Origin of the sequence: Hyphomonas sp. (assembly GCF_022844445.1) — a bacterium.
Taxonomy (GTDB): Bacteria; Pseudomonadota; Alphaproteobacteria; order Caulobacterales; family Hyphomonadaceae; genus Hyphomonas.
Genome location: NZ_JALHLS010000002.1, coordinates 280,764 through 306,378 on the forward strand (window position 1 = coordinate 280,764; position 25,615 = coordinate 306,378).

22 protein-coding genes and 1 pseudogene are annotated in these 25,615 nt (G+C 64.2%); 9 read left to right on the forward strand and 14 right to left on the reverse strand.

Features of this window, described 5'->3' with window-relative positions:
* Positions 1 to 7 precede the first annotated feature (7 nt).
* Positions 8 to 1,774, reverse strand: a complete 1,767-nt coding sequence (locus Q0C17_RS04225; RefSeq protein WP_291201792.1) for a patatin-like phospholipase family protein — start codon at positions 1,772 to 1,774, stop codon at positions 8 to 10.
* Positions 1,775 to 1,908: 134 nt separating this feature from the next.
* Here Q0C17_RS04225 and Q0C17_RS04230 point away from each other — a divergent pair, with 134 nt between their 5' ends.
* Positions 1,909 to 3,516: a carboxyl transferase domain-containing protein gene (locus Q0C17_RS04230; RefSeq protein ID WP_291201795.1), complete on the forward strand. Its 1,608-nt coding sequence runs from the start codon at positions 1,909 to 1,911 to the stop codon at positions 3,514 to 3,516.
* 70 nt (positions 3,517 to 3,586) lie between these two features.
* Here the strand turns inward: Q0C17_RS04230 and Q0C17_RS04235 are convergent, their stop codons facing one another.
* On the reverse strand, positions 3,587 to 4,081 hold the full coding sequence (locus tag Q0C17_RS04235) for a pyridoxamine 5'-phosphate oxidase family protein (RefSeq protein ID WP_291201798.1): 495 nt from the start codon (positions 4,079 to 4,081) through the stop codon (positions 3,587 to 3,589).
* A 159-nt stretch (positions 4,082 to 4,240) separates the two neighbouring features.
* On the opposite strand from Q0C17_RS04235, the gene Q0C17_RS04240 reads away from it, so the two are divergent.
* Together Q0C17_RS04240 and Q0C17_RS04245 are read left to right on the forward strand one after the other, a co-directional pair.
* On the forward strand, positions 4,241 to 5,269 hold the full coding sequence (locus Q0C17_RS04240) for an acyltransferase (RefSeq protein ID WP_291201801.1): 1,029 nt from the start codon (positions 4,241 to 4,243) through the stop codon (positions 5,267 to 5,269).
* Positions 5,270 to 5,283: 14 nt separating this feature from the next.
* The gene (locus Q0C17_RS04245) at positions 5,284 to 6,084 is read left to right on the forward strand and encodes an enoyl-CoA hydratase-related protein (RefSeq protein WP_291201804.1); all 801 of its coding nucleotides are present in this window, start codon (positions 5,284 to 5,286) and stop codon (positions 6,082 to 6,084) included.
* A gap of 4 nt (positions 6,085 to 6,088) precedes the next feature.
* Here the strand turns inward: Q0C17_RS04245 and Q0C17_RS04250 are convergent, their stop codons facing one another.
* Positions 6,089 to 6,418: a hypothetical protein gene (locus Q0C17_RS04250; RefSeq protein ID WP_291201807.1), complete on the reverse strand. Its 330-nt coding sequence runs from the start codon at positions 6,416 to 6,418 to the stop codon at positions 6,089 to 6,091.
* 132 nt (positions 6,419 to 6,550) lie between these two features.
* On the opposite strand from Q0C17_RS04250, the gene Q0C17_RS04255 reads away from it, so the two are divergent.
* Both Q0C17_RS04255 and Q0C17_RS04260 read left to right on the forward strand, forming a co-directional pair.
* Positions 6,551 to 7,450 carry a DUF817 domain-containing protein gene (locus Q0C17_RS04255; RefSeq protein WP_291201810.1) on the forward strand — a complete coding sequence of 300 codons (900 nt, stop codon included), beginning with the start codon at positions 6,551 to 6,553 and terminating at the stop codon, positions 7,448 to 7,450.
* Positions 7,413 to 9,314: a biotin carboxylase N-terminal domain-containing protein gene (locus tag Q0C17_RS04260; protein WP_291201813.1), complete on the forward strand. Its 1,902-nt coding sequence runs from the start codon at positions 7,413 to 7,415 to the stop codon at positions 9,312 to 9,314. The genes Q0C17_RS04255 and Q0C17_RS04260 overlap by 38 nt, the downstream gene beginning before the upstream one ends.
* A 172-nt stretch (positions 9,315 to 9,486) precedes the next feature.
* Here the strand turns inward: Q0C17_RS04260 and Q0C17_RS04265 are convergent.
* From Q0C17_RS04265 to Q0C17_RS04295, 7 genes and pseudogenes are all read right to left on the reverse strand, one after another.
* Positions 9,487 to 9,660, reverse strand: a pseudogene (locus Q0C17_RS04265) (CoA transferase); the annotation flags it as partial.
* 54 nt (positions 9,661 to 9,714) lie between these two features.
* Positions 9,715 to 10,560, reverse strand: a complete 846-nt coding sequence (locus tag Q0C17_RS04270; protein WP_291201819.1) for a MaoC family dehydratase N-terminal domain-containing protein — start codon at positions 10,558 to 10,560, stop codon at positions 9,715 to 9,717.
* 54 nt (positions 10,561 to 10,614) lie between these two features.
* Complete coding sequence (locus Q0C17_RS04275) at positions 10,615 to 12,414, reverse strand: NAD(P)/FAD-dependent oxidoreductase (protein WP_291201822.1); 1,800 nt, start codon at positions 12,412 to 12,414, stop codon at positions 10,615 to 10,617.
* Positions 12,415 to 12,538: 124 nt separating this feature from the next.
* Entirely contained in the window at positions 12,539 to 13,393 is an 855-nt protein-coding gene (locus Q0C17_RS04280; RefSeq protein ID WP_291201825.1) for a hypothetical protein, read from the reverse strand.
* 130 nt (positions 13,394 to 13,523) lie between these two features.
* Positions 13,524 to 14,465, reverse strand: a complete 942-nt coding sequence (locus Q0C17_RS04285; RefSeq protein ID WP_291201828.1) for a hypothetical protein — start codon at positions 14,463 to 14,465, stop codon at positions 13,524 to 13,526.
* Positions 14,455 to 16,170 carry a molecular chaperone HscC gene (locus Q0C17_RS04290; protein ID WP_291201831.1) on the reverse strand — a complete coding sequence of 572 codons (1,716 nt, stop codon included), beginning with the start codon at positions 16,168 to 16,170 and terminating at the stop codon, positions 14,455 to 14,457. The genes Q0C17_RS04285 and Q0C17_RS04290 overlap by 11 nt, the downstream gene beginning before the upstream one ends.
* A gap of 78 nt (positions 16,171 to 16,248) precedes the next feature.
* Positions 16,249 to 17,469 (reverse strand): GTP-binding protein, encoded by a 1,221-nt coding sequence (locus Q0C17_RS04295; RefSeq protein ID WP_291201834.1) that lies wholly within the window; start codon positions 17,467 to 17,469, stop codon positions 16,249 to 16,251.
* 58 nt (positions 17,470 to 17,527) lie between these two features.
* Here Q0C17_RS04295 and Q0C17_RS04300 point away from each other — a divergent pair, with 58 nt between their 5' ends.
* From Q0C17_RS04300 to Q0C17_RS04310, 3 genes are all read left to right on the forward strand, one after another.
* The gene (locus Q0C17_RS04300) at positions 17,528 to 18,139 is read left to right on the forward strand and encodes a DUF1826 domain-containing protein (protein ID WP_291201838.1); all 612 of its coding nucleotides are present in this window, start codon (positions 17,528 to 17,530) and stop codon (positions 18,137 to 18,139) included.
* A gap of 81 nt (positions 18,140 to 18,220) precedes the next feature.
* The gene (locus Q0C17_RS04305; RefSeq protein WP_291201841.1) at positions 18,221 to 18,910 is read left to right on the forward strand and encodes a DUF3299 domain-containing protein; all 690 of its coding nucleotides are present in this window, start codon (positions 18,221 to 18,223) and stop codon (positions 18,908 to 18,910) included.
* 87 nt (positions 18,911 to 18,997) lie between these two features.
* Entirely contained in the window at positions 18,998 to 20,929 is a 1,932-nt protein-coding gene (locus Q0C17_RS04310; protein WP_291201844.1) for a PhoX family phosphatase, read from the forward strand.
* A gap of 63 nt (positions 20,930 to 20,992) precedes the next feature.
* On the opposite strand, the gene Q0C17_RS04315 is transcribed toward Q0C17_RS04310, so the two are convergent.
* Positions 20,993 to 22,513: an META domain-containing protein gene (locus Q0C17_RS04315; protein WP_291201846.1), complete on the reverse strand. Its 1,521-nt coding sequence runs from the start codon at positions 22,511 to 22,513 to the stop codon at positions 20,993 to 20,995.
* A gap of 291 nt (positions 22,514 to 22,804) precedes the next feature.
* On the opposite strand from Q0C17_RS04315, the gene Q0C17_RS04320 reads away from it, so the two are divergent.
* On the forward strand, positions 22,805 to 23,545 hold the full coding sequence (locus tag Q0C17_RS04320) for a Crp/Fnr family transcriptional regulator (protein WP_291201849.1): 741 nt from the start codon (positions 22,805 to 22,807) through the stop codon (positions 23,543 to 23,545).
* Between the two features lie 10 nt (positions 23,546 to 23,555).
* Here Q0C17_RS04320 and Q0C17_RS04325 read toward each other — a convergent pair whose 3' ends face one another.
* The 3 genes from Q0C17_RS04325 to Q0C17_RS04335 form a co-directional block, all read right to left on the reverse strand.
* Positions 23,556 to 23,996: an Rrf2 family transcriptional regulator gene (locus Q0C17_RS04325; protein WP_291201852.1), complete on the reverse strand. Its 441-nt coding sequence runs from the start codon at positions 23,994 to 23,996 to the stop codon at positions 23,556 to 23,558.
* Between the two features lie 249 nt (positions 23,997 to 24,245).
* Entirely contained in the window at positions 24,246 to 24,980 is a 735-nt protein-coding gene (locus tag Q0C17_RS04330; RefSeq protein WP_291201855.1) for a hypothetical protein, read from the reverse strand.
* Entirely contained in the window at positions 24,980 to 25,495 is a 516-nt protein-coding gene (locus Q0C17_RS04335) for a hypothetical protein (protein WP_291201858.1), read from the reverse strand. The genes Q0C17_RS04330 and Q0C17_RS04335 overlap by 1 nt, the downstream gene beginning before the upstream one ends.
* Positions 25,496 to 25,615 lie beyond the last annotated feature (120 nt).

Sequence of the window (25,615 nt, forward strand, 5' to 3'; positions counted from 1 at the left end):
TTGAAGGCTAGGCCGGGCAGTAGAGCGCGGCAATTTCGCTCCCCTCCAGGGCTGCCTTTGCGGCGACATAACCGGCCTCCACTGCCGCGTCGTAGGCCGACCAGTCGCGAAGTTCGATTCCGGGCAGGTCCGGCAGGATGATCAGATCGGCCATGTCATGCCCGTATTTGGGATCATTGCGCACGGTCGCCGCCCGCATCAGCAGGCCTGCAATCGGAGGCGGGGAGGAAAAGCCGTTTCGCGCTACCCACTGCCAGAAGTTCAGGGGGTGGGCGAACTCCTCCTTGTTCAGGCCTTCCGGCTGGCCCGACACATCCGAGCCGATCACGAAACCCTGGTGCAGCTCGCGCATGCAGTCTACGGGGAAGTTGTTCAGAACGGCGCCGTCCACGAGAATGTCCTCTCCGTCCACCACCGGTGGCAGGATGCCGGGCAGAGAAATGGTTGCCCGCAGAGCCGTTCGCAGGCTGCCGGACCGGTGGATGTGCACCTTTCCGGAGGTCAGGTTCGTCGACAGGGCAAAGAAGGGGATGCGCAGGTCGCTGATCTCGGTCTCGCCGAAATGCTCCTCCAGCCGCGCATTCACGCGCTTGCCCTTGACCATGCCTACCACCGGCAGGTTGTAGTCGCCCAGCGGATTGGTCTCCACAAAGGCCTTGCGGATGCGCCGGTCGATCTCGTTGTCGTCCCAGCCCATGGACACGCAGGCCGCCAGCACGGCGCCCATCGAGGCGCCGCCAGCAAAGTCGATCGGGATGCCCTTTTCGCGAATTGCCCGGATGGCGCCGATGTGGCTGTAGGCACGCGCGCCGCCGCCTGACAGTACGATGCCGACCGACCGGCCCGCCATCACGCGGGCAAGACGCATCGCGTCGGCCTCAGAATCGCCGAACCAGTGGAACAGCCGGTTCGCCCCCGCTGCCGCCAGCCATTCCTGAGGTCCCGCAGCGCGGCGCTCCGTCCCCGGATGAAGCAGCAGAACGTCTACCAGCTTGAGCCGCTGCGCCGGTGAAGTGTCCTCCGGCATCAGCGGTACTGAAGGCCGGGCGTCGCCGCGTGCCAGTACCCAGATCCTGTCTGCCTGTCGTGTCGCGAGCTTGAACCAGGATGTATCCCCGATCGCGGCAATCAGGATCACCGTGTCGTTGGTCTGCTCCAGTTCGTCAAAGAAGGCCGCCGGTTTCTCATGGCCCTGAACTTCGTCGATGATGGCCACCTTCTGGCCGAACTTCATCAGCGCCTCGCGCAGCGCCCGCGCCCGGAGGCGCAGGTCGATGGTCGGCGAGGTCGCCAGCAGCGTGTAGACTTTCGGTACGGTGGCGACATTGCGCTGTCCGCTGCGGCCGAGGCGGCGCAGGATGATCCGGATCATGCCTTCCAGCAGCTCCGGTTCGGATTTCACCAGCTTGTTCCAGCCTGCCCGTGACAGGGCCACCACTTCGGAATCGCGCAGTGCATAGACAGAACCTGTATGCGGTTTGTCTTCGCGCACGCCGTCGCCGTTCTGGTCGGTGCCGCCCAGGAACAGGGCCATCTCGCCCACCGGCTCCCCGGCACGGATATGGCCGAGGAACTCGTTACCCGCTCCGAATGCGCCCAGCGCGCCAGACACCACGAAATAGATCGAATCGGCCAGCTCACCGGCGAGGAACAGAGGCTGCCCGGCCGGCAGCGAGAACCAGCGCGCCTCCTTGCCCGCCGACCGCATCGCGCGCTGCGAAATGTCCTTCAGCAGCGGAATCGTTTTCAGATCAGGATTGAGAGGGATCTGCATGACCCGTTTCTTGCGCGCTCTGACTGGGGATTGAAAGCCGTCCATGCTCCCCGTTTACCACAAATCCGTTACCGAACCGGTGACATGGCCGTGAGTGGCGGCTAATCCTCGGCCTAAGTGTTAAGGAAGATCGCATGCCTGTTCTCAAATCGGCGCTGGATGTGTCCGGCGCGAAGTTCGCCGCCAATCGCAAGGCGATGCAGGCCCTGCTTGCCGAGCTTCAGGCGAAGACCGCGCAGGCTGCCCTCGGCGGCCCGGAAGACTCCCGCCGCCGCCATAGCGAGCGCGGCAAGCTGCTCCCCCGCGAGCGGGTCGAGCGCCTGATCGACCCGGGTAGCGCCTTCCTCGAGATCGGCGCCCTTGCCGCCAATGGCATGTATGACGGCGAAGCCCCGGGCGCCGGTCTCATCACCGGCGTTGGCCGGGTCGAGGGCCGGGAATGCCTGATCGTCTGCAATGATGCGACCGTCAAAGGCGGCGCCTATTTCCCCGTCACCGTGAAGAAGCACCTGCGCGCGCAGGAAGTGGCGATGGAAAACCACCTGCCGTGCATCTACCTCGTCGATAGCGGCGGCGCGAATCTGCCCCACCAGTCCGAAGTCTTTCCGGACCGCGAACACTTCGGCCGTATCTTCTACAACCAGGCCCAGATGAGCGCGAAGGGCATTCCCCAGATCGCCGCCGTCATGGGCTCGTGCACCGCGGGCGGCGCCTATGTGCCGGCGATGTCGGATGAAACCGTCATCGTCCGCAAGCAAGGCACGATCTTTCTCGGCGGACCGCCGCTGGTAAAGGCCGCCACGGGCGAGGAGATATCGGCCGAGGATCTCGGCGGCGCCGACGTCCATGCCCGCCGTTCGGGCGTGGCCGATCACTACGCCGCCCACGATTCCCACGCTCTCGCCATCGTGCGTTCCATCATCCGTACCCTGAACAAGCCGAAGCTACAGCCCTTCGCGCTGACGCCCCCGCAGGAGCCGCTCTATGATCCCGCGGAGCTGCACGGCCTCGTCCCGCAGGACGTGCGCGAACCCTATGATGCGCGCGAGGTCATCGCCCGCCTCGTTGACGGCTCGGAGTTCCACGAGTTCAAGCAACTCTATGGCGAAACCCTCGTCTGCGGTTTCGCGCGCCTTTATGGCATGCCGGTCGCCATCCTCGCCAACAATGGTATCCTCTTCTCAGAGAGCGCCCAGAAGGCTGCGCACTTCATCGAACTCGCCGACCAGCGGCGGATTCCGCTCGTGTTCCTGCAGAACATCACCGGCTTCATGGTCGGCTCCAAATACGAAGCCGGTGGCATCGCCAAGGACGGCGCCAAGATGGTCACCGCTGTCGCCACCGCCTCCGTCCCGAAATTCACCGTTGTCACCGGCGGCAGCTACGGGGCAGGCAACTATGGCATGTGCGGGCGCGCCTACAGCCCGCGCTTCCTTTTCATGTGGCCGAACGCGCGCATCTCCGTCATGGGCGGCGAACAGGCCGCCAGCGTCCTTGCTACCGTCAAACGCGACGGTATCGAGCGCAGGGGCGGCCAGTGGAGCGCAGAGGAGGAGCAGGTCTTCAAGCAGCCGATCCGCGATCTCTACGAAGCTGAAGGCAATCCTTACTACTCCACCGCCCGGCTGTGGGACGACGGCATCATTGACCCTGCCGACACCCGCCGCGTTCTCGGCCTGGCGATGTCCGCCGCCCTTAACGCCCCCTTCGGCGAGCGTGGCTTCGGGCTGTTCCGGATGTGACAACCTGCCAAAGAGAAGGGCCTCACATCCTTGCGGATATGAGGCCCTTTTTCAGGTCTGAAGTGGGGGGTCAGAGCCCGAATTCTTTTGTCTTGCCCATGTCGGGCGCCGCGCCGGTGAGTTTGGCTTTCGCGACCTCGTAGAGGAAGCCGATGGCGGACTTGTCGGACGCCCAGACGGCTGCGTCTTTCGGCTCGAACTTCAGCATCAGCATTTTCGGGTCGGTCTTGCCACCGGGATACCAGGCTTCGACCGCGGGGTTCCAGAACTTTTCAATGATCGCTTTGTCGTTATGCGGCGTCAGCATGCCTTTGACGCAGGCCTGATAGTCCTTGTCGATATGGCAGAGGTGTACGTTCGCCGGGCGCGCCATAATGGCCTGGCCCAGTTCACTCGTATTGTCCGAGTAGAAATAGATCACACCGGCATCTTCATCCACCTGCGGCGCCATTGGCTGCATGTGCGCGTCCGGCACGGGCGAGCCGAGCATTACGCAGCGCGCGCCCTTGATCTCTTCCAGCAACTGTCGCTGGGGATTTTCTTCAAACTTTTTGAGGCTGGCCATGATATGCTCCTTTGCATCTCCCCACCAACGCACCCGAGGCCGGGGCGTTCCGCCGCGCCGGGTTACATCGCCGTAGGCCCGCGCCGCCCAATCCCTCTTTCCCGCCTTCGCGCACTTCTCTAGAGAGGGCCACGCCTTATCGGATGCGCTTGCTTGAACATGTCGGCCACCAACCGTTTTGACCTGATCCGCTTCCTGCTGGCGGCCGGTGTCTTCGTCTACCATGCGGTAGTGTTGTCGTCCGCCGCGCCCGGAGGGGCGTTGGAGCTGGCGCTCGCTGACGTCGCCGAAGTCTGCATCCAGGGCTTTTTCATCGTGTCCGGCGCGCTGGTCGCAGGCTCCCTCGCGCGCGCCTCCAGCCTTGCGGACTATGCCGGCAAGCGCATCCGGCGCCTTTTTCCCGCCTATGTCGTCATCATCGTCATCCCCGCCGCCGTCAGCCTCGTGCTCACGCAGGACATCGCCGGTGTCCTGCGCTATCTCGCCGCCAACCTTGTCTTCCTGAACTTCCTCGAGCCAAACCTGCCGGGCCTTTTCGCTGCCAACCGCTTTCCCGAAGTCAACGGCGCGCTCTGGACGCTGAAGATCGAGGTTATGTTCTACGCCGTCCTGCCACTGATCCTCCTTGTGCTGACGAGGCTCGGCCGCCTCTGGTGGGCCGGCATCCTCGCGCTCTATGCTGGCGCGGTCGCCTGGGCAATGCTCGTCCCGCTGGCCGTGGACGGGCAGGGCGGCGCCGCGCTTGCCCGTCAGCTGCCCGGCCAGATGGCCTTCTTCTCCATGGGTGTCGTCCTCTGGAAGGCTGAACCCCAGCTGCGCCGCCGCTGGCGCGCGCTGGCCATTTCGGGAACGATCCTGCTTGCCGCCACGCTTTTGCATCCGGTACTGGAGCCGCTGCGCGCGCTCGCCCTGGCGGGCGTCATCGCAGGCGCCGCCTTCGCACCCGGCCCGCCGCTCAGCCCGGCCCGCTTCGGTGACATTTCCTACGGCCTCTACATCACGCATTTCCCCATCCTGCAGGCGATGGCTGCCGGCGGCCTTGTCGTCACGCTTGGCCTGCCGGGTTTTCTGGCGCTCGCCGCCGTGCTGGTAGTCCTGGCCAGCCTCGCGCTCTGGCACTGCGTCGAGAAGCCCGCCTTGCGCCCGTCGAGCCACTACCGCAAGGTAGCCGCCAAAGAGATCCCCTGAGAGGAGCCATCGTCATGCGCGATTCCGAGTACGACCTCATCAAGTTCGACGCGACCCGCGAAGGGCTCGTGATCGTCACGCTGAACCGACCGGAAGTTCACAATGCGTTCAACGCTGAACTGATTGCCGAGCTGACGGACGTCTTCACGATGATCTCCGAGCAGCCATCCATCCGCATGATGATCCTGCGCGGCGAAGGTCCGTCCTTTTCTGCCGGGGCAGACCTCACCTGGATGAAGCTCGCCGCCCTCAACTCGCGGGAGGACAATGAAGCCGATGCCCAGCGGCTCGCTGAAATGCTGCAACGTCTTTACGAGATGCCGCAGATGACGCTCGCGCTCGTCCATGGCACCGCCATGGGCGGCGGGGCAGGCCTCGTCGCTGCCTGCGATGTCGCCATCGCCAAGGCCGGTGCCACGTTCCGCTTCTCCGAAGTCCGCCTCGGCCTGACGCCCGCCACCATCAGTCCCTTCGTGATCGACGCCATAGGCCCACGCTGGGCCCGCGCCCTCTTTGTCACGGCGGAATCCTTCGATGCCGATTTTGCGCACCGCATCGGGCTCGTGCAATACGTTGCTCAGACCTCGGATGAAATGGCTGAGCTTGAGGAACACGTCGCCAAGCTCGTCTTCGCGGCGGCGCCCGGCGCCGTAGCGGATTCGAAGAAGCTGGTGCGCGATGTCGCCGGCCGGCCGATCGACCGGGAAATCGGCCACAAGACCGCCAAGCGCATCGCTGCGCGCCGCGCCTCGGACGAAGGCAAGGAAGGCGTCGCCGCGTTCCTCGAAAAGCGCTCGCCGAACTGGAAAACCTGAGCCGTTAGTCCAGCGGCGGCAGCGGCAGGCCCCAGCCAGTCAGCGTCGTGTGAACGGCTAGGACCGGATTGATGCCGGTCAGCCCTTCTATGGGCTCCCGGAATATGTACACGACCAGTCCCAGCATGACGACGTAGACGATGAACTGCAGCACCGATTTGAGCACAAAGGCGCCCGCGCTGAACGCGATCATGCCAATCGCGCCAAGGATCAGCGCTCCCTGGATCGGCGGCATGCCTTCCACCAGTGCATAATTGTAGCCGAAATAGGCGCCGAGTCCGCCGCCGACGATACCGGCGATGCCGGCCAGTTGAACGCCTGAGTTATAGGCCATCGTACTCCCCAGTCAGGTTTTCCTTGCTACTGCTTACGCCATCCTGCGAGCCCAACAAAGCCTCAAAATCACGCGCCACCCGCCCGCCTTGCGCCTTGTTTCGGCCTGCAAACCCGGCGATCCCATACGCCCATGATCCCGCACCGCTCCGCCTCAGCCCGCCTGCGCGCCCACCTTCACGCCGAGCGCGAAGCTCTGCGCGCCCGCTGGGTGAAGGGCGCCTGGTCCCTCGGCCTCTTCGAATTCATCAGCTTCGGCATCAAGCAGGCCTGGGCCTGCCTCTTTGGCGGCGTCATGCTCGCCCTGCTGCTGGCCACGCACCTTTTCTACCCCGAAGCGGCCGCTGTCTCGCGCTACGATTTCCTCGTCCTCGCCGCGCTCGCTCTGCAGGTGTTGCTCATCCTCTCCGGCCTCGAAACCTGGGAGGAGGCCCGCGTCATCCTCGTCTTCCACATCGTTGGCACGGTCATGGAGCTCTTCAAGACCGCCCATGGCAGCTGGATCTACCCGGAAGACAGCGTCCTGCGGATCGGCGCCGTGCCGCTCTTTTCGGGCTTCATGTACGCCGCCGTCGGGTCTTATCTCGCCCGCGTCTGGCGCATCTTCGAGTTCCGGTTCGACCGGTTCCCGCCGCTCTGGCTGCAGGGCCTGTTGGGGGCCGCCATCTACGTGAACTTCTTCGCCCACCACTGGCTCCCGGACATCCGCCTCGGCCTCTTCGCCGCCACTGCCGTCATTTACCTGCGCACGGTCGTCTGGTTCCGTCCGGACGAGGTCCACCGCCCCATGCCATTGCTCCTCGGCTTCTTGCTTGTCGCCATCTTTATCTGGTTTGCCGAAAACCTCGGAACCTTTGCCCGCGCTTGGTCCTATCCCGGCCAGGAAGACGGCTGGGAGATGGTGTCTTTATCCAAGCTCGGATCATGGTATCTGCTTATGATCATCAGTTTCGTCCTGGTCGCCACCGTGCACCGGGGCAGGGGAGCGCATACAAGTGAAAATCACAAAACTCCTCGTCGCGAACCGGGGTGAGATCGCTGTCCGGATCTTCCGCACCTGCCGCCGCCTCGGCATAGCCACGGTCGCTGTCTATTCGGATGCCGACCGCGCCGCGATGCACGTGCGCGATGCAGACGAAGCCGTCCACATCGGCGCCGCTCCCGCATCCGAAAGCTACCTGCGCATCGAGGCCATCCTCGCCGCTGCCGCGACAACCGGCGCCAACGCCATCCACCCCGGCTATGGATTCCTCTCTGAGAACGCCGCCTTCGCCGAAGCGGTCCTTGCGGCTGGCCTCGCCTGGCTCGGCCCGCCGTCCGCCGCCATCCGCGCGATGGGCCCGAAGGACGAAGCCAAGCGTATCGCCGAGGAAGCGGGCGTCCCCGTCCTCCCTGGCTATCGCGGCGAAGCGCAGGACATCAGCACCCTGACGAAAGCTGCCGAAAAGGTCGGCTATCCGCTTCTGATCAAGGCCGTCGCCGGCGGCGGAGGAAGGGGAATTCGCCAGGTCTCGAAAGTGTCCGAACTCGAAGTAGAACTGATCAGCGCCGTGCGCGAAGCCGAATCTTCTTTCGGCGACGGCCGCGTGATGCTCGAAAAGCTGGTCGAGCGCCCGCGCCATATTGAGGTGCAGGTTTTCGGTGACCAGCACGGCAACGTCGTTCACCTGTTCGAACGGGACTGCTCGCTCCAGCGCCGCCGCCAGAAAGTCATCGAGGAAGCGCCTGCGCCCGGAATGCCGGAAGCGGTCCGCAAGGCGATGACCGATGCCGCCGTGAAGCTCGCCAAAGCGGTGGGTTATCAAGGGGCCGGAACGGTCGAATTCATCGTGGACGGGTCAAAACCGCTCGCCCAGGACACGTTCTGGTTCCTCGAGATGAACACCCGCCTTCAAGTCGAACACCCGGTCACCGAAATGATCACGGGCACCGATCTTGTTGAATGGCAGATCCTCGTCGCCTCCGGCGGCAAGCTTCCCCTGAAGCAGAAAGACATCAAGCTCTCCGGCCATGCCTTCGAAGCACGTATCTGTGCAGAAGACCCGGCCGAAGGCTTCCGCCCCGGCGCCGGCCTTATTCTCGAATTCGGCCTGCTCGAGGAGCCGGACGGCGAATCTCTGCGCTGGGACGCGGGCTTCGAATCCGGAGACCGCGTGCCTTCCAATTACGACTCCATGATCGCCAAGCTGATTGTACACGGAGAAACCCGCGAGGCTGCACTTGAGCATCTCACCGCCACCCTTGCGCACACGCAGCTCTGCGGCGTGCCGTCGAACGCCGGCTTCCTGCGTCGCTGCGCCCTGTCGGATGAATTTGCGCACGGCACCCACCACGTAAACTGGATCGGCGACAACCTCGACGCCCTCGCCGCCGTTCCGCAAGTCCACCGCGCCTCTGCACTCTCGGCCGTCGCCACGCTGCTGCTGGACGATGACGGCGCCGAATCTCCCTGGGACCTGCACGATGGTTTCCGCCTTAACTCCGTGCCCCGCCGCGATGTCCTCCTCGCCGCCGATGGCGCCGCCGGTCTGGTCGACCCGGATGCCCCTATCGCCGATGGGACGCCGTTCCCGCTCGTCACCGATCTGTCGCCCCGCCGCTTCGCCGTTACCTGCGGCGGTGACACCTTCCTCGTCACTGTCCCGGAATTCAGCGCTGATGCCGACGCCGCCCTCGGTGGCAATGTCGTCAAGGCGCCGATGCCCGGCAAGGTGCTCAGCGTGTTCGCGAAATCCGGCGCCGCCGTCACACGCGGCGAAACGCTCGCCGTCCTCGAAGCCATGAAAATGGAACACGCGCTCGTCGCCCCCCGCGACGGTGTCGTCGAAGCCGTCCACGCCAGCGCCGGCCAGCAAGTCGCCGACGGCGATGTGTTGGTGCTGTTGGTAGAGGAATGATCCTTCCAGCCTGTCTCCTGCCGGCGGGAGACGGGAGAGGCGCCTAGTTCGGCCCCGCCACAATCAGATCATCGTGCAGGCGGGCGATCTATCCGTCCGAAAAGCCGATATCGGACAAAATCTCGTCCGTATCCTCACCCAGGCTTCGCTTGCCCTTGTTCAGCCCCGCCTAGAACAGGCTGCGCCTCTTGTCGGTCACCGGCCAGCGCCCGTTGACCAGCCCGCCGCGGATCCGGTCAAAGCGGATCACATCCGCCCCCATCTGCGCCAGCGTCATGCCTGCCAACGGCGCCGCCACGAAAGCGGAGCCTTCGACAATGCGAAGTCCCTCAAGGATCTTGACCATGCCTGCCTCCCGAGCGGGCCGGTTTCCGGCCTCACCGGACTCAAATAGGGCATTTCATCCCTGCGCCCAGCTGAGGCTCGCCTGCATGCCGGCCGCGCCGTCGCCATTCACCGTAAACAGGTCCAGCCCGCCCGCCTCTTTCATCCGTCCACAAACGGAAACAGCGTCAAAATCGAAGATCGGCCGCAGGCCCCGGAACGAATAGCCCGCCGGCCGCTTGCCTGGATGCCGACGCCGCGCCGCCTCCATCAGCAAGATCGCCTGAAGCGGCCCGTGCACTACAAGGCCCGGATATTTCTCGGTTTCCATCGCATAGGGCCGGTCATAATGGATGCGGTGCCCGTTGAACGTCAGCGCCGAAAACCGGAACAGCAGCACCGGATCTATCGCGACGCTTTCACTCCAGGCGCAGGCGCCCGGAGCCACCGGCTCTGGCGGGGTGAACACATCGGGGATCGGCATGTAAACGATGTCCTGCTCCTCCTCCATCAGCCCCGCGCCTCCGCGTGAATAGGAGTGGCGCACCGTTACGAACACCATCTCGCCCGTCCGCCCGGTCTTCGCGGTCACTTTGGCAATGGTCGACACTTTGGTCAGCTCGTCGCCGATCCGCACCGGCCCGAAGAAGTGACAGCGGCTGCCCGCCCACATCCGCCGGGGCAGGGTGATGGGCGGCAGAAACCCGCCGCGCTGCGGATGCCCGTCCGGCCCAACGCTTGAGGCCCGCACCACCGGCAGGAAGTAGAGCCACATCCACAGCGGTGGCAACTCGGCCCGCACCCCGAAATCATCCGGGTCCTGATCGAGCGTCGCCGCCAGCGCCCGGGCTGGCCCCGGCTGCACGGTGTCAATCTGCACCTCGGTGCGCCCGATCCAGCTTTGCAACTCGCTAGTGTCCATGCGCCGATAGTTAGCGCAATCGCACCCACGCTCAAGCCCCGTCAGAGCAGAGCGCTATTTCAGCGCCAAACCCGCCAGTTCGCCGTCCTCGCGCCACTTCTTGAGGATGCGGAAATAGGCGTTCGGGCCGTCGCCGTAGGAATTGTTCTGCGCCGCGCGGTCGCTCGGCTTGCCTTCGTTGTTATAGTATCCCGGGGTGCATTCTTCCAGGAACTGTTGGCGCATGACGGCCTTCGCGATGATCTGCTGCACCCATTCCTCCTCGGCCTCCGCCGAGGGCTCGAAGGTTGCCGCTTGCCGTGCCTTCACTTCGGCCAGCGTATAGCCAATCTGCTCGGCTTGCTCGTCCAGCAGGTGCGGATAGTTCGCCGTGAAGCCCGCCTGTCCCGGGCCCATCAGGAACATATTAGGAAATCCGTGTACGGACAGGCCATGCAGGCTGCGCATCCCGTCGGCCCAGTAGTCCTTCATGGTCACGCCGCCGCGCCCCACCGGATCATACCCCGCGCGCCGTGTATAGTCCGTGCCCACTTCGAAGCCCGTAGCATAGACGAGGCAGTCGATCTTGTAGGCCTTTCCGCCCACCACGATCGAATTCTCGGTGATCCGGTCGACGCCCTGTCCGTTCGTGTCTACCAGCGTCACGTTCGGCCGGTTAAAGGCGTCGAGATACTGGTCATGGAAGCACGGCCGCTTGCAGAACTGGCGATACCAGGGCTTGAGCGCAGCCGCTACCGCCGGATCCTTGATGATCTCATCCACGCGGGAACGTACCTGTTCCATCTTCTTGAAGTCGGCGATCTCCGCCAGCTCCGCCAGCCGCTCCGGCGTCAGGCCCTGCTGATCGCCCTTCGAGGCAATGAAAAGGATGTTGCGGATGATGTCCGTCCACCCATCATTCACGAGGTCTTCCGGTTCATAGCCGCCCGAGACCAGCGTGTTGAAATTCTCCATCCGCCGGCGCTGCCAGCCAGGCTCCAGGCTCTTCGCCCAGTCAGGATCGGTCTGCCGGTCATTGCGCACGTCGATAGAGGAGGGCGTGCGCTGAAACACGTAGAGATGTTTCGCGCCGGCCGCGAGGTGCGGCACGCATTGCACGGCGGTCGCGCCCGTGCCGATGATGCCCACCACCTTGTCCTTCAGCCTGGTCAGCCCGCCTTCAGGCCCGCCGCCCGTATAGCCATAGTCCCACCGGCTGGTGTGGAAGCTGTGCCCCGCGAATGTTTCCACGCCCGGGATGCCGGGCAGCTTCGGCCGGTTCAGCGGCCCGTTGCTCATCACCACGAACTGGGCGGTAAACTTGTCGCCCCTGTCCGTCTCGATGGTCCAGGCCTTTTTTTTCTCGTTCCACTTCATGCCTGTTACACCAGTGCTCAGCAGCGCCTTGTCGAACAGGTTGAAGTGTTCGGCGATGCGCTTGGAGTGCGCGAGGATCTCCGGCGCCTTGGTATACTTCTCCTTCGGCATGAAGCCGGTCTCTTCCAGCAGCGGAAGATAGATATAGCTCTCGATATCGCACGCCGCGCCCGGATACCGGTTCCAGTACCAAGTGCCGCCGAATGCGCCGCCGGTCTCGATCATTCGGATGTCGTTGAAGCCCGACTTGCGCAGCCTTGCGGCCGCAAGCATCCCCCCAAAACCGCCACCAATCACTGCCACTTCGACATGATCCTTCACCGGCGCGCGTTCCACACGTTCCGTGTACGGGTCTTCGAGGTAATGGGCGAACTGCCCGGCCACGTTAACATACTGTTCGTTGCCGTCCTTGCGCACGCGCTTGTCGCGCTCTGCAAGGTAACGCGCCTTCAGCGCAGCTGGGTCAAATCCGAGATCAAGCGCGCCGGTATCGGCCATGAGAGGTCTCCGTGGTGAAGATGCCAAGCATTTCTACCCGCGAAAGCCCGCCCAAAACAGTCCTGCCCCGGCGTCACGCGCAGCGAGCACGAGCAAGGCCGTTCGTTGTTTGACCCGCTCTCGCTCAGTCCGCCTCCCGGTATGCGATCCGGTTGCCCTCAAAATCGAACGCCAGCGCCCCGCCCGCAAAGGGCGTGAGGCCGATCAGGCCATCGATCTTGCCGCGATTGAGGGCGAAGCCCGCGAGCGGATGGTTGAAGGCATACACGAAGGGTGTGTCGAGCGCTTTTCCAAACGCCGTGAACTGCCCCTCTGGTTTCAGTTCAGTGACCGAGAGAGACGAATTGAATGAAGGCACGTCAAACTTGCGCACGCTTTCGCCGCGTTTCAGCGCCTTGGAGCGGCCGCGGGTCGAAAGCACGGAAAATGCGCTCGATCCGGTATCGAGCAGAAGGCGAAGGTCGCGGTGTCCATCGTTGACACGGATGACCGGTGAGGTGCCGGAGCGTTCCATGACTTGCCAATCGGCGAAGCCTGCCGCACGTGCCGGTGTCAGGGGGCAAAGTGTGCCGGCCTTGAGGTCCAGCACCACGCCGGAACCGAGGAGGTCAACGCCGAGCGTACCGCGGCTCTTCGATTCCGCCGCGCCGTGCTTGAGCTTTATGTCACGCGCCGAAGCTGTCCAGCCGGGCGCGTCGATCGCAATCTCCGTTGCGAGTGTTCGGCCCTTCTCGTTTTCATCGAGAGCGGGATCATACAGGTAGGTTGCACCTGACCCCGTGTCGAGCTGGAAGGGCATCGACGTTTTCAAGGCCGAGACGGCCACCGGCACTGTAATAAAGGCCTGGTCATTTTCAAAAGTGCCATACGCAATGCGGCCCCATTCGAAGGGGGCGCAATCCTTGGTGTTGTGCGCCAGAGCTTCAGGCGCGAGAGCTGTCGCCAGCACAAGAACGCAGGCGGCAATCTGAATCTTCATGTCGTACCTCCTTGGTTAGCCCAAAGATGCATCGGCGGCGGACTTTGGATGCAACGGCCGAGAATTTTTCTGCAGCGGTGCGGTGTTGCGGGTTCAAGGTCCGGTTTCCGACGGCGACCCTGACCTGGCGTCAGCCGCCGCTCATCGATGTGAAGAAGCGCACCAGTTGGCTGATCAGAATGCCCGCGCCGATCCACAGCCAGATCGTGCCGCCTCCGGACCTGCCGCCCGCCCGCTCGCCATCCTTGGCGCCGAACAGGTCGGCCTTGGTCTCGGCCAGCAAGGCCTGCTTACGCTCGGCAGGCGGCATCGCTGCCATCGCCAGTTCCCGGCGCACCCTAACCAGCCAGTCATTCAGCCGCCGCACCCAGCCATTCATTACAGGCTGGCGAGTCCAGCCATAGTAACCGTCCAGCGCGTCAAACACCTCGAGCGTCAGCCAGTCGGGAAGGCGCATCAACTGGGGGTCTCGGTTGAACCCCGTCCGTTCACAGAGGAAATCTCGGACTTTCCACTGCATGCTCTGGTACTCCTCGATGCCTGCCACATCGGGGTCATCCAGGACGCGCAGGACATCTTTCGGCGCGGCGCCATATTCGCCCAGCGTCAGCAGGCCCACCAGCCGGTCGAACACAGTGTTCAGCCGCCGGTCATAGTCGACCTCCGCCGGGGTCGGGGGAGAGTCGTCTTCATCATCCGGAACATCTTCGACATCATACGCTGGTGTCTCCTCCGGGATAGCCAGTTCAGCCGCCGTTTCAACGGGCGGGTCCGGGGCAGGGGCTTCCGCGTGCATCAGAGGCGGCCGCCCGGTTTCCGCGGACGACTGCCCATACGCATCCGGCGGGCTGTGATCCTGCTCGTCTTCGTCCTGGAACTCGTACTCGGCATCTTCATCCCGCCAGCGCACTTCATTGCGCGCCCGCTCGAACGCTGCCCGCAGCGCCATGAACCCGGCCCGGTCATCCTCGGGCCGGGTTATCTTCAGCTTCGCCGCATAGGCGCGGCGCACATCCACATCCGTCGCCGTCGCACGGTCCAGTTCCAGAAGGTCGAAAGGATCAGAAGACATCGTCGCGTTCGAAATTGCCTATGATCTGATCGATGTTGCGGCGCGCCTCGTTGATCTCGCGCACGTCCTGGCGGGACAGTACGCCCTCGAACTCTGCGATCAGTCGGCCCACGGATTGCCGCTTGTCGCCCAGAGAATTCTCGAACGCCGCGCGCAGGCGCGCAATCAGCGCCGCATTCTCATGCTGATCGCGCGGGTGAATTTTTATCGCGCTCAGCGCCTTCAGTCGGTTCTCGATCTCGGCGCGGGGAAGGCTGCCCGGATTGCCCTCGATGACCAGCCGTTCCATCTTCTTCGTCGCCAACGGCGTCGCCTCGACTTCGAGCACGCCGGACGTGTCATAAGTGTAGCGCAGCTCCACCGACTTGTCCTCCTTAGGCCCGCCGCGCAGCGGAATGTGCAGCGTGCCGATCAGAATGTTATCCTTCACGAACGGGCTCTCGCCCTGAAAGATCCGCAGCGCGATCTCGTGCTGGTTTGGATGCAGCGGCGAGATGATGTCTGCCTTCGACACCGGCACCACCGTATTGCGTTCGATCATTGGCGAGAATTGTCCGTGTTCATACTTTCCCTCGCCGACCTGGATCGAGGTCTCGAAGCCCAGCGTGAACGGGCATACGTCCGTCATGACCACATCGTCCAGCGCCTTGTGCCGTGCCGCGAGGCCGGCTTGCACCGCAGCGCCGAGGGCGACCACATGGTCCGGGTCGATCGAATACTCCGGAAAGCGTTTGAACAGCCGCGTCACGAGCTGGCGTACGGCATGCATCCGCGTTGCCCCGCCCACCGTGATGATCCGGTGCAGGTCGTCGGCGCGCAGGCTTGCGTCCGAAATCGCGCGCTGGATCGGCAGGCGCAGACGCTTCAGGATCGGGTCGGTGATCTCGTCGAACTTCTCGCGCGTTATGCTCACCGGCCGCGCCTCGCCCTTCAGCGCAAACTCCGCCCTAGCCTCTGGCGCCTCGCTCAGTTGCACCTTCATCCGGTCCGCCAGCCCACGCAGGCGGGCCCCGTCCTCCCGGCTCACATCCTCAGGCTTGATGCCAATCTGCCGGCCGAGTTCCATTGCCAGCGCGTCGGTAAAGTCCTCGCCCCCCAGAAACGCATCTCCGGCTGAGGCGCGCACTTCCATCACCCCGGAGAACATCTCGAGGATGGAAACATCAAACGTCCCCCCACCTAGGTCTACAACCAGGAACGTCGATTCCCCCTGCCGGTCCTGCAGGCCGTAGGCCAGCGCCGCCGCAGTCGGCTCGTTGATCAGTCGGTTTACCTTCAGGCCGGCAAACTCCGCCGCTGTGATCGTTGCCTTCCTCTGGATGTCGTTGAAATACGCCGGCACCGAGATCACCGCCTCGTCCACGCTGTGACCGAGGAACGCTTCCGCATCCGCCCGCAGGCTGCGCAGCACAAAGGAAGACAGCTCCTCCGCACGGAAGGCCTTCTTACCGAGCGTCATCTCGTGGTTGGTGCCCATGTAGCGCTTGAAACGCGCCGCCGTCTGCGCCGGATGCGTCAGCAGCCGGTCTTTCGCTGCCCGCCCCACCAGCAGCGCGCCGTCGTCTCCGTAGCCTACTGCCGAAGGTGTCAGGAACTCGCCAAGGCTATTGGCAATCAGCCGAGGCCCCTCATCGGTAAACACCGCCACCAGCGAATTGGTCGTGCCAAGGTCGATGCCGATAAGTGTTTTGGAAGAAGCAGTCATGTGGGGAGGCGGGCTTTCTGCGTTCGGTGTCGCCTCCAGCCTTAGCTTTTCAGACGCCCGCCTCCAAGGGGCGACGGGTCACTCGGCCATGGCAGCCTGGCCCCAGGCCGGAAAGGGATCGGCCAGGTCGTCGCGTGCCCGAATGCGGGCAGGTGTGCTGCCATGCCGGATATCCGTCAGGCACGCGTCCAGCCGCTTGCGGATGGCCGCCTCGTCCATGCCGATGCCGATGAACACGAGTTCCTGCCGCCGGTCGCCGACAACCGGGTCCCAGATGCCGGCGATGTAGGCTTCAAAGTCGGGCGAGCCCGGCCAGCGCTCGCGCGGTGACACCGCCCACCAGCGCCCCATGCCCTGATGGCGCACCAGCGCGCCCGCCTGGCTCACCTCGCCAATCCAGTCCGGCCGCGTTGCCACCCAGAAAAATCCCTTGGCGCGCACCACGTTCGGCCAGGTCTCGTTGAAGAAGGCATGAACCTTTACCGGATCAAACGGCCGGCGCGACCGGTAGACAAAGCTTTCGATCCCGTAAGTATCCGTCTCCGGCACGTGATTGGCGAAGCCATACAGTTCCTTGGCCCACAGCGGATGGTCCTGCGCCTTCTCGAAGTCGAACCGCCCGGTGCCCATAACCCGCGCCAGCGGCACGCGCGAGAAGCTGCTCTCCACAATGTCCGCATCCGGATTGAGCGCCCGCACCAGCTTGCGCACGATGGTAAGGTCGCCGGCAGAGATGACATCGGTCTTGTTCAGCACGATCACGTCCGAAAACTCGATCTGGTCCACGAGTAGCTGCACAAGTGGCCGCTGGTCGCCTTCGCCAAGGCTTTCGCCGCGATCGGCCAGGAAGTCCGAGCTCGAATAATCCTTCAGCAGGTTGGCCGCGTCCACCACGGTCACCATCGTGTCGATACGCGCCAGGTCACCCAACGAGAAGCCCGCCTCGTCGCGGAAGTCGAACGTCGCGGCCACGGGCAGGGGCTCGGAAATTCCGGTCGACTCGATAACCAGGTAGTCAAACCGTCCTTCCTGCGCCAGCCGCGTCACTTCCTTCAGCAGGTCTTCGCGCAGTGTGCAGCAGATGCACCCGTTCGACATCTCCACCAGGCTCTCGTCGGTTCGCGAGAAGCCCGCTTCGCCGCGCACCAAATCCGCGTCGATGTTCACCTCGCTCATGTCGTTGACAATCACCGCCACCCGCCGGCCTTCCCGGTTGTTCAGGATGTGGTTCAACAGCGTTGTCTTTCCAGCGCCGAGGAAGCCGGACAGCACGGTCACGGGAAGAGTTGATAGCGTCATGGGGCAGGGCTCACAATTCGGGTTGCCAAATGTAATATTATTACATTTAATGCCGCCCATGATCCTCCCCGTCAAGACGCGCCCGCCTGAAACGTCCGCATGCCCGATGGCCACGGTCGACTCCCTGTCCGCATTGCTATCCTTTGTCGGCCAGGATTCGACTGAACTCGTTCACCTGCCGCGCCCGGCGCCGCCGGGTGCGGCAGATGCGCTTGCGCGCCTTCGCCTCGTGCCGGACGAACCCTTCTTTCGCGCGGACATTCGTGCCAATCCCGCCTGTGCGGTGGACTGTGCCGCATCTTCTTTCTGCCTTTCCGGTCTCGCCCGCGACGCCGTCCGCACCGACATGGCCATCCTGGTGGATGCAATCCGCCACGCTGCGCCGACACTACCCCTCCGACTGCGGATGGAATGTGTGGATGACGATGCCTGCCGCCGCCTCCATCAGGACCGCACAGGCTGGCGCCTGATTGTCACCTACCGGGGCGAGGGCACATTCTGGCTGCTGCCGGAAACGAACGAGGTGGGCCAGGCCGCAGCGTGGGACGTTCTCCTCCTGCGCGGCTGGCGCGGCGAGCAGGTGCCGGGCGTCCTGCACAAATCCCCGCCAATGCCAGACGGCGCGCCGCCGCGGCTGCTCTTCGTACTGGATCTGCCTGAGGCGGGCTGACCGTTCTGCCGGTCTTGTCAGCGCGCTGCACCCGACCGACTATCGCCTCTGCGAATCCCGCCCTGCCGAAAGCCACCGTGAATGCCCGCGACCCGCCTGATTCTCCTTGCCCTGCTCCTGTTTCTCGCTGCTGCCTGTGGCCGTTCGGCCCCGCCTGCCGAGCCGCCCCCTTTGCCGGGCGATGCAAAGACAGCAGACTTCGAGCGCCACGCCGCCGAGGCCGGCTCTGCCGGGGCCCGGCGCGATGCCGGTGAATTCTGGGGCGTCGAGCCCGGGGAGGCGCTTCCGATCATCTGGTCCGACCTGATGCCCGCCGGCGCCGAGGAAGAGCTCGCCCGCCAGCAGGCCGAATTCTATGCTGAGCTCGACGCACGCTACCAGGCCGGCGGCGCGCCCGACCCCGCCACCATCGCGGAGGGCTCGGAACTGGATTTCATGCCCCAGCTCGGCACTTTCGATGCCGTCACCGAACTCGACGGCGTGCGCGTGCGCATTCCTGGTTACGTCGTCCCTTTCGACTTCGATCCGAAGGCCCGCCACACCCAGTTCCTGTTCGTGCCCTATATGGGCGCCTGCATCCATACGCCCCCGCCACCGCCTAACCAGATCATCTTCGTGCGCGCCCCGCAGGGCATCACCGTCGCCGACATCTGGGTGCCCTACTATCTCGAAGGCACCTTCAGCTCCGGCCAGTTCCTCAACGAGGTGGGCAATGCTGCCTATAGCCTCGACCTGGCCGAACTGGAGCCCTATCCCGTGATGGAGCCATGATCCGGGCCGTCCGGTTTGATGTCATCTTCCTGTCACCTCCCCATGCAAGGTGACGCGCAGCCTGCCCAGCCAAATGAGAGACGACCCATGGACGAGTCCGAAAACCTTCCCCTGAACCCGCGCGTCGCGGCCGGCGCCGAAACCATCACCGGCATCGTCGAACGCCGTCTCTCCCGGCGCGGTTTCATTGGCGGGCTGACAGCCGTGTCCGGCTTTGCGCTCGCCGCCTGCGCAGGCCGCCCGGCTGAGGTTACCAACGCGTCCGCGCAGGAAATGGCACGCTCGCAGCCGGCTTTCAGCTTTCCTGAAATCGCTCGCGGACTGGACCAGACCCACCACGTCGCCGAAGGTTACCGCGCTGACATTCTCTTGCGCTGGGGCGATCCGCTCTGGGCCGACAGTCCCGCCTTCGATCCGCTGAACCAGTCCGCCACCGCGCAAGTGCGCCAGTTTGGCTACAACAATGACTTTGTAGGCTTCGTCCCGCTTGATCCGGATACGGACGGTGCTCCGCGCGGCCTGCTTTGTGTCAACCACGAATACACGTCCACCTTCCTGATGTTCCCCGGCATCCGGGCAGATGATCCCGCCGGCATCACGCGTGAGATCGCGCTCACCGAAATCGCCGCGCATGGCGGCACCATCGTCGAAATCCGCCAGCAGGCGAGTGGTTGGCGTCCCGTCATCGGTTCTCCCTTCAACCGCCGCCTCACCGCCGATACGCCAATGGAGCTGACAGGACCCGCCGCCGGCCACCTGCGCCTGCAGACGACCGACGACCCATCTGGCATCAAGGTGCTGGGCACCCTGAACAATTGCGCCGGCGGAATCACGCCCTGGGGCACCTACCTGATGGCCGAAGAGAACATCAACGGATACTTCCTCGGCGACCTGCCCAAGGATCATCCGGAGACGAACAATCACAAGCGCATGGGTGTGCCCGGAGGCTGGTATCGCTGGGGCAGGCACATCGAAAGGTTCGATGTCTCGAAGGCGCCGAACGAACCCAACCGCTTCGGCTGGATCGTCGAAGTCGATCCGATGGACCCCGCCTCGACCCCGAAGAAGCGCACCGCGCTCGGCCGGTTCAAGCATGAGGGCGCCGAAAGCGTCGTCGCCCCCGATGGCCGCGTTGTGCTCTATTCCGGCGACGATCAGCGCTTCGACTATATCTACAAGTTCGTCTCGGCAGGCCGCTATAATCCGGCAAACCGCGCCGGCAATATGGACCTGCTTGATTCCGGCACGCTCTACTGCGCCCGCTTCAACGAAGACGGCACGGTCACCTGGCTTCCCCTCGTCTTCGGCGCAGGCCCGCTCACACCTGCGAATGGATTCAATTCGCAGGCGGACGTTCTGATCGAGACGCGCCGCGCCGGAGATATCCTCGGCGCCACGCCGATGGACCGTCCGGAAGATATCGAGCCTGATGCAAAATCCGGCCGCGTGTGGGTCATGCTGACCAACAACGACCGTCGGACGCCCGATCAGGTCGATGCCGCCAATCCTCGCCACTCCAACCGCTTCGGTCACATCATCGAGATCACTGAGCCTGGCGGAGACTTCACCTCCGAGACGTCAACGTGGGAAATCCTTGTCCGCTGCGGCGATCCCTCGATCGCTGAAGTCGGCGCGACCTGGAATCCCTTGACCTCTGAAAACGGCTGGCTCGCAAGCCCCGACAATTGTGCCATCGACGCCAGCGGCCGCCTCTGGGTCTCCACCGACGGCAATGATGATACCGGCGCCGCTGACGGTCTCTGGGCCATCGAGACGGACGGCGAGCGGCGCGGCTCCGGCCGCCATTTCTTCCGAGTGCCGATCGGGGCCGAACTCTGCGGGCCGAGGTTTACGCCCGGCGGCGAAACGCTGTTCGTCGCTATCCAGCATCCGGGCGATGGGGATGGGGCGAGCTTTGAAGCTCCCACCACTCGCTGGCCGGATTTCAGCGACGCCGCGCCGCCGCGTCCAAGCGTGATGGCCATCACGCGGACTGATGGCGGCGTAGTCGGCGGCTAGCCGAATGCCCCTTTAATAGGGACTTGCACAACGACGTGAGGTGAGGGGGCTTACTTCGGAAACCTATCGCCGCAGCGACACCCGGCGCCCGCCGTCGCCGGTCAGCTCCAGCGCGCCATCCCCCGTGATCGACCAGGTCAGCTCGCCGTTCAGCGCGCCAGTGTACTTCGATTCCTGTATCGACAGGGCCGGCGCAAGGCAGGCGCGGCGCGTCATCGCCAGAGGTGACAGCGTCAGTTTTCTGCCGCTTACGGAATAGGTGCCGCTGAGCCCGTTGCAGCCGGTCGAGCCGCTTACACGCCCGTCTGCGCCGAAAAACAGTGTCAGGCGCGAATTGTCGATCACGCCGCCGCGGTTGATATCCTCGACGATCCAGGCCGCGCCCTGCAGCAGCGCAGGGTCTGCCGGAGGCGTTTCGGCAGACGCAGCCGGCACCGCGACGAAGCCCACGCCCTTTTCTCCCATGATCGTCAGCTTTCCTGCGCCGTCGACGCTCGCCGCCGCCGCGCCGGACAGGATGCCCGCAAAGGTGTTTTCCTGCAGCATGATGCCGTCGCCGTTGCAGGCCATCTTGGTCATGCCCACGCCGGTGAAGGTCAGCTTGCTGCCGGTCTGCGCATAGCCGCCGAAGAAGCGGTTGCAGCCGGTGGTGCCGTTGATCTGCCCATCGGCAGTGAACGTGATGCTTGGCTCGCTGCCGGAGACCGCCGCCGCCCCGCCGATACTGTCTACGGCCCAGCTGGTGCCGGACAGGCTATTCGCCGCAGCCCGCCCCGCAACAATCTCCGTGCCGTTGGCTGAGTTGATCACCAGCTTGCCATCACCGTTGATGGCATAGGTTGCATCGCCCCGCAGCGCGGCGCCGATGGCAGACTCGACCTGCATGATCGAGCCCGCGGCGCAGGCCATCATCGTGCTGATGATTGGCGTGAAGGTGACCTTCGCCCCGTTCTGCGTATAGCCGCCGGAATACTGGTTGCAGCCGCCGAAGCCGCCAACGCGTCCGTCTTCGCCGAAGTTGATTGTCGGCGCGCGCGGGCCGGGCGTTGCCTGGCCGCCGACCGACTCGATGATCCATTGGCCGCCGCCGAGCGGAGAGGCAGGCGCTTCATAGGGCGTCACTTTCACCATCAACAGCTCACCCATGTCGACTTTACCGACGGTTGCCTGCGGCACGCGGTTCACCGTGTCCGTCGCCCATAGCAACGCCGCATCCGGTCCGAGGATCGTCGCGCGCACCGTATAGGTCATGCGCGGGTCCATCGGCGTCACCAGCTGCAACGAGAACGCCTTCGGCACGCCGCCTTCGTCCAGTGGAGCGGAAAATTCCGCCAGGTTGATCGCCGGCGCATCAGCGAGCGAGGTATCCTGCAACACAACCTTCAGCACCGAGCCCGGTGGCGGCATCATTCGTTCACGGTAGGTCGCCGTGCCAGTGACCAGCGGCAGGGCAGACGGAGCGAGCGTTGTCGCCTGATCGGCCGGCGCCGCGGCAGGTGTCAGGTTGCACGCCGAAACGCCCGTCAGGGCAAGGGCGGAGACAAGCGGGAAAAAGAAGCTCCTGCGAACCGCGGTCTGGATCATGTCTGAGTTCCTCATTTTCGGTTTCTCCGCGCCGGTCGATGGCCAGCAACGCGTGTCGCCGGAAACTGTGTCGAATGCTTGTCCCGAATGGGACGGCGCGCCCTTCGGGGCGCGACTTTCTGTGCAACGTGCGGCATAGGCCAGTGCTGCCGTCTGCCATTCCGTCTAGAAACGTTTGCGTTGCAGTCAATTTCTACCTTTTCGAGGCAAATGGCACTGTCGCGCGATTGACAGAGACTAACCAGCAGCTAGTTTTCGCACAGAGAGACGCTGCCGGGGAGGGCACCGGCCTTGCCCAGAAAAGAGCACTTCGATCACACGCGCGGCCTCTGGTTCGCCGGCCTGCCGGAGCGGCTGCAGGAAGAAGTGCTGCGCAGCAGCGTCCGCCTCAAATTGAAGCGCGGCAAACACCTGTTTCGCCAAGGCGATCCCGCCATCGGCATTTTCGGCATCGTCAGCGGCGAGGCCCAGGTCGTCGGCACTACGCTTGCGGGTCTGGACATCCTCGTCGGCGTCCACCGCCCGGGGAACTGGATCGGTTTCCTCGCCTGTCTCGACGAGCAGAATTACACCTTCAACGTCGTCGCCAGCCAGCCCTGCGAAGTGCTTCACCTGCCGATCGCCGCCGTACGCCGCATCTTCATGAACGACGTGGACGCCCTCTCGTACATGGTCGCGCCGGAAATCGCGACCCTGCGCGCGCTCTACTCGCACCTGATCGAGCACCTCGCTTTCACGCCGCTGCAGCGCCTCGCCCGCCGGCTCGTGGACCTCGCCTCCAACGCGCAGGGCGAACGCGTCATCACGCGCACCATCTCGCCGATCACGCAGGACCAGCTCGCTCTCACCATAATGGCCTCGCGCCAGTGGACCAACCGCCTGCTGCAACACCTAGAGAAAGCCGGCCTGATCTCCCGCGGCCGCAGCCGCATCGACGTGCTCGATCTGCCACGCCTCACCCAGCTTGCCATCTACGGCGAAGACGGCTTCATCCTGACAGAGCCCGTGAGCGAGTCCGCGCCGGCCAAATAGCCGGCCGCCTTTAGATCTCCACCGGCAGGCTTTTCACGCCGCCCTGCAGCACATCCGCCAGCGTCGTCGTATCCAGAATGTCGCGCGTCGCGTCCGCCACCCGCGCGAACACCTTGCGCAGCTTGCAGGCATTCTCGTTCGCACAGTCGCCGCAGCGCCGGTAGGCCATCTTGGACAGGCAGGGCAGGGGGGCCAGCGGCCCGTCGATCAGGCGCAGCACTTCGCCAAAGGTTACCGTCTCGGCGCGCCGCAGCAGCAAGTAGCCGCCCGCCTTGCCCCGCCGGCTGGCGACCAGGCCCGCCCGCTTCAGCTCCAGTAATATCTGCTCGAGGAACTTGCGCGGGATCACTTCCTGCTCGGCAATCTCGCTGATCATCATGGGCCCTTCGTCCGACCGTGCGGCGAGGGCAAGCAGGGCGCGCAAGGCGTACTTGGATTTTTGCGTGATCATGCCAGCTCTTTTTTTGGCCAGCGTTCTTGCAGGCTTCAGGATGCCTTTCAAACATAGTCATGTTGTTGGGTAAACAAGCAGATTAACATTGCAGATGCGCCAATCTATAGCTGCCTAATCGCAGCGCATGTAAAATACCGAGAGAGCAGGCGTTTCAAAAGCGCCACTGGTCAGCACTATCCTAAGTTCGGGGTCTAGCCCGGCCCAGGCCGCGAGCGCCGTCAGTGTACGGAACGCCCGGGCCGAGCCTCAGTCCGCCGTGCAGACCACCGGTGTCGCCCGCCCGCGCCCGAACCGGATGCCGGCGCTCGTCTGCTCCACCACGAAGCGTCCATTCGAGAACAGTGCTGCCCCGCCCACGACCGCGTCCAGTTTGTCGAGCTTGACGCTGGTGCCATCGCCGAACGTGACATAGGCCGCGCTGGCATCAATGGCGATCGTCAACGGTTCACCGCCGCACATGTAAGCCGTTCCGGCCGGCGTGATCATCTGCGCGGGGCGTCCTCTGGCAAGGTCCTCGGGGTTGAACATCGGCACTTCAAGGCCGGCAGTCTCACCGCTATCTGCAATGTCGACATCGCCGTCAGAGGCATACAGGATCGCAGAGCCATCCTGGATCTGCGCGCGCAGAATCAGGTTGCCGCCAGGGATCAGGTCAAACTTCGAAACGGTGCCCGAAAAGGCCGCCGTGGATCCGGAAGAGACCGGAAACTCCTCCTTCAGGACAAGGTCTCCGCCCTCGGGCGGGCGAGTCAGGTCGCGCACCTCGACGACCAGCCGCGCTGTTTCCGGCAGAGCGGCGCCGTCCCATGTCCCTGTGCCGCTCACGACTGCGTCAAACGCCTCGCCCTCGATTGCATCGGGGCCAGGACCAAAGGGGGGCTCCACACTTTCGGCCACTGGCTCAGCTGCTGGTTCCGGCGCAGGCAAGCAGGCGGCGAGGGACAGGGCGGCGCCCGCAGCCAGGAATGCACGCGGTCGCATCAATAGACGTCCATGATCCCGGCGATCTCGCCGAGCGTGATGCTGCCGCAGCTGATGATGACGCGGCTGTAGGTAGTGTCCGACAGGGGCTGCTCGAACTTCACCTCCTCGGCGGTGATCGCCATCGTCGCCATGCCGTCCGGCGCCCTGGGCACCAGTTTCAGGCGCAGAGCCGGCGTGGCAGAGCGGTCCAGCGGGCCTTGTTCCCAGTCAAAAGTATAGCCGCCAGAGCGCACGTCCACCTTGCCGGTGACATGCAGCGTCGGCACGGCGCCGGGCCCCGGCATCCGGTTCACCCAAGCGGCCCAGTCACGGCTTTCCAGTACGGCGCAGGTTTCGGCTTCTTCCGCGGGCGCAGCCACCGGGGTGACAAGTCTGGTGGTTTCTTCCGCACGGTTTTCGGTTTCCGCCGGCGCGGCGGTCGAAGTCGTGTCGCCCTTCCAAGGCCAGTACTGGCACCCGGCCAGCACAAGGGTGGATGCGGCAGCCGCGATCGCGAATCGTATTCTGGACATGGCGGTCCCCTTTGTGAATCTGAGAATAAAGGACACGTCCTCCCGGTAAACTCTGTCAAGTTAATGACAATTCAGGGGCGGGCCGGAAATCGGCGGCGTTTGTCGGCATGAGCCTGGCGC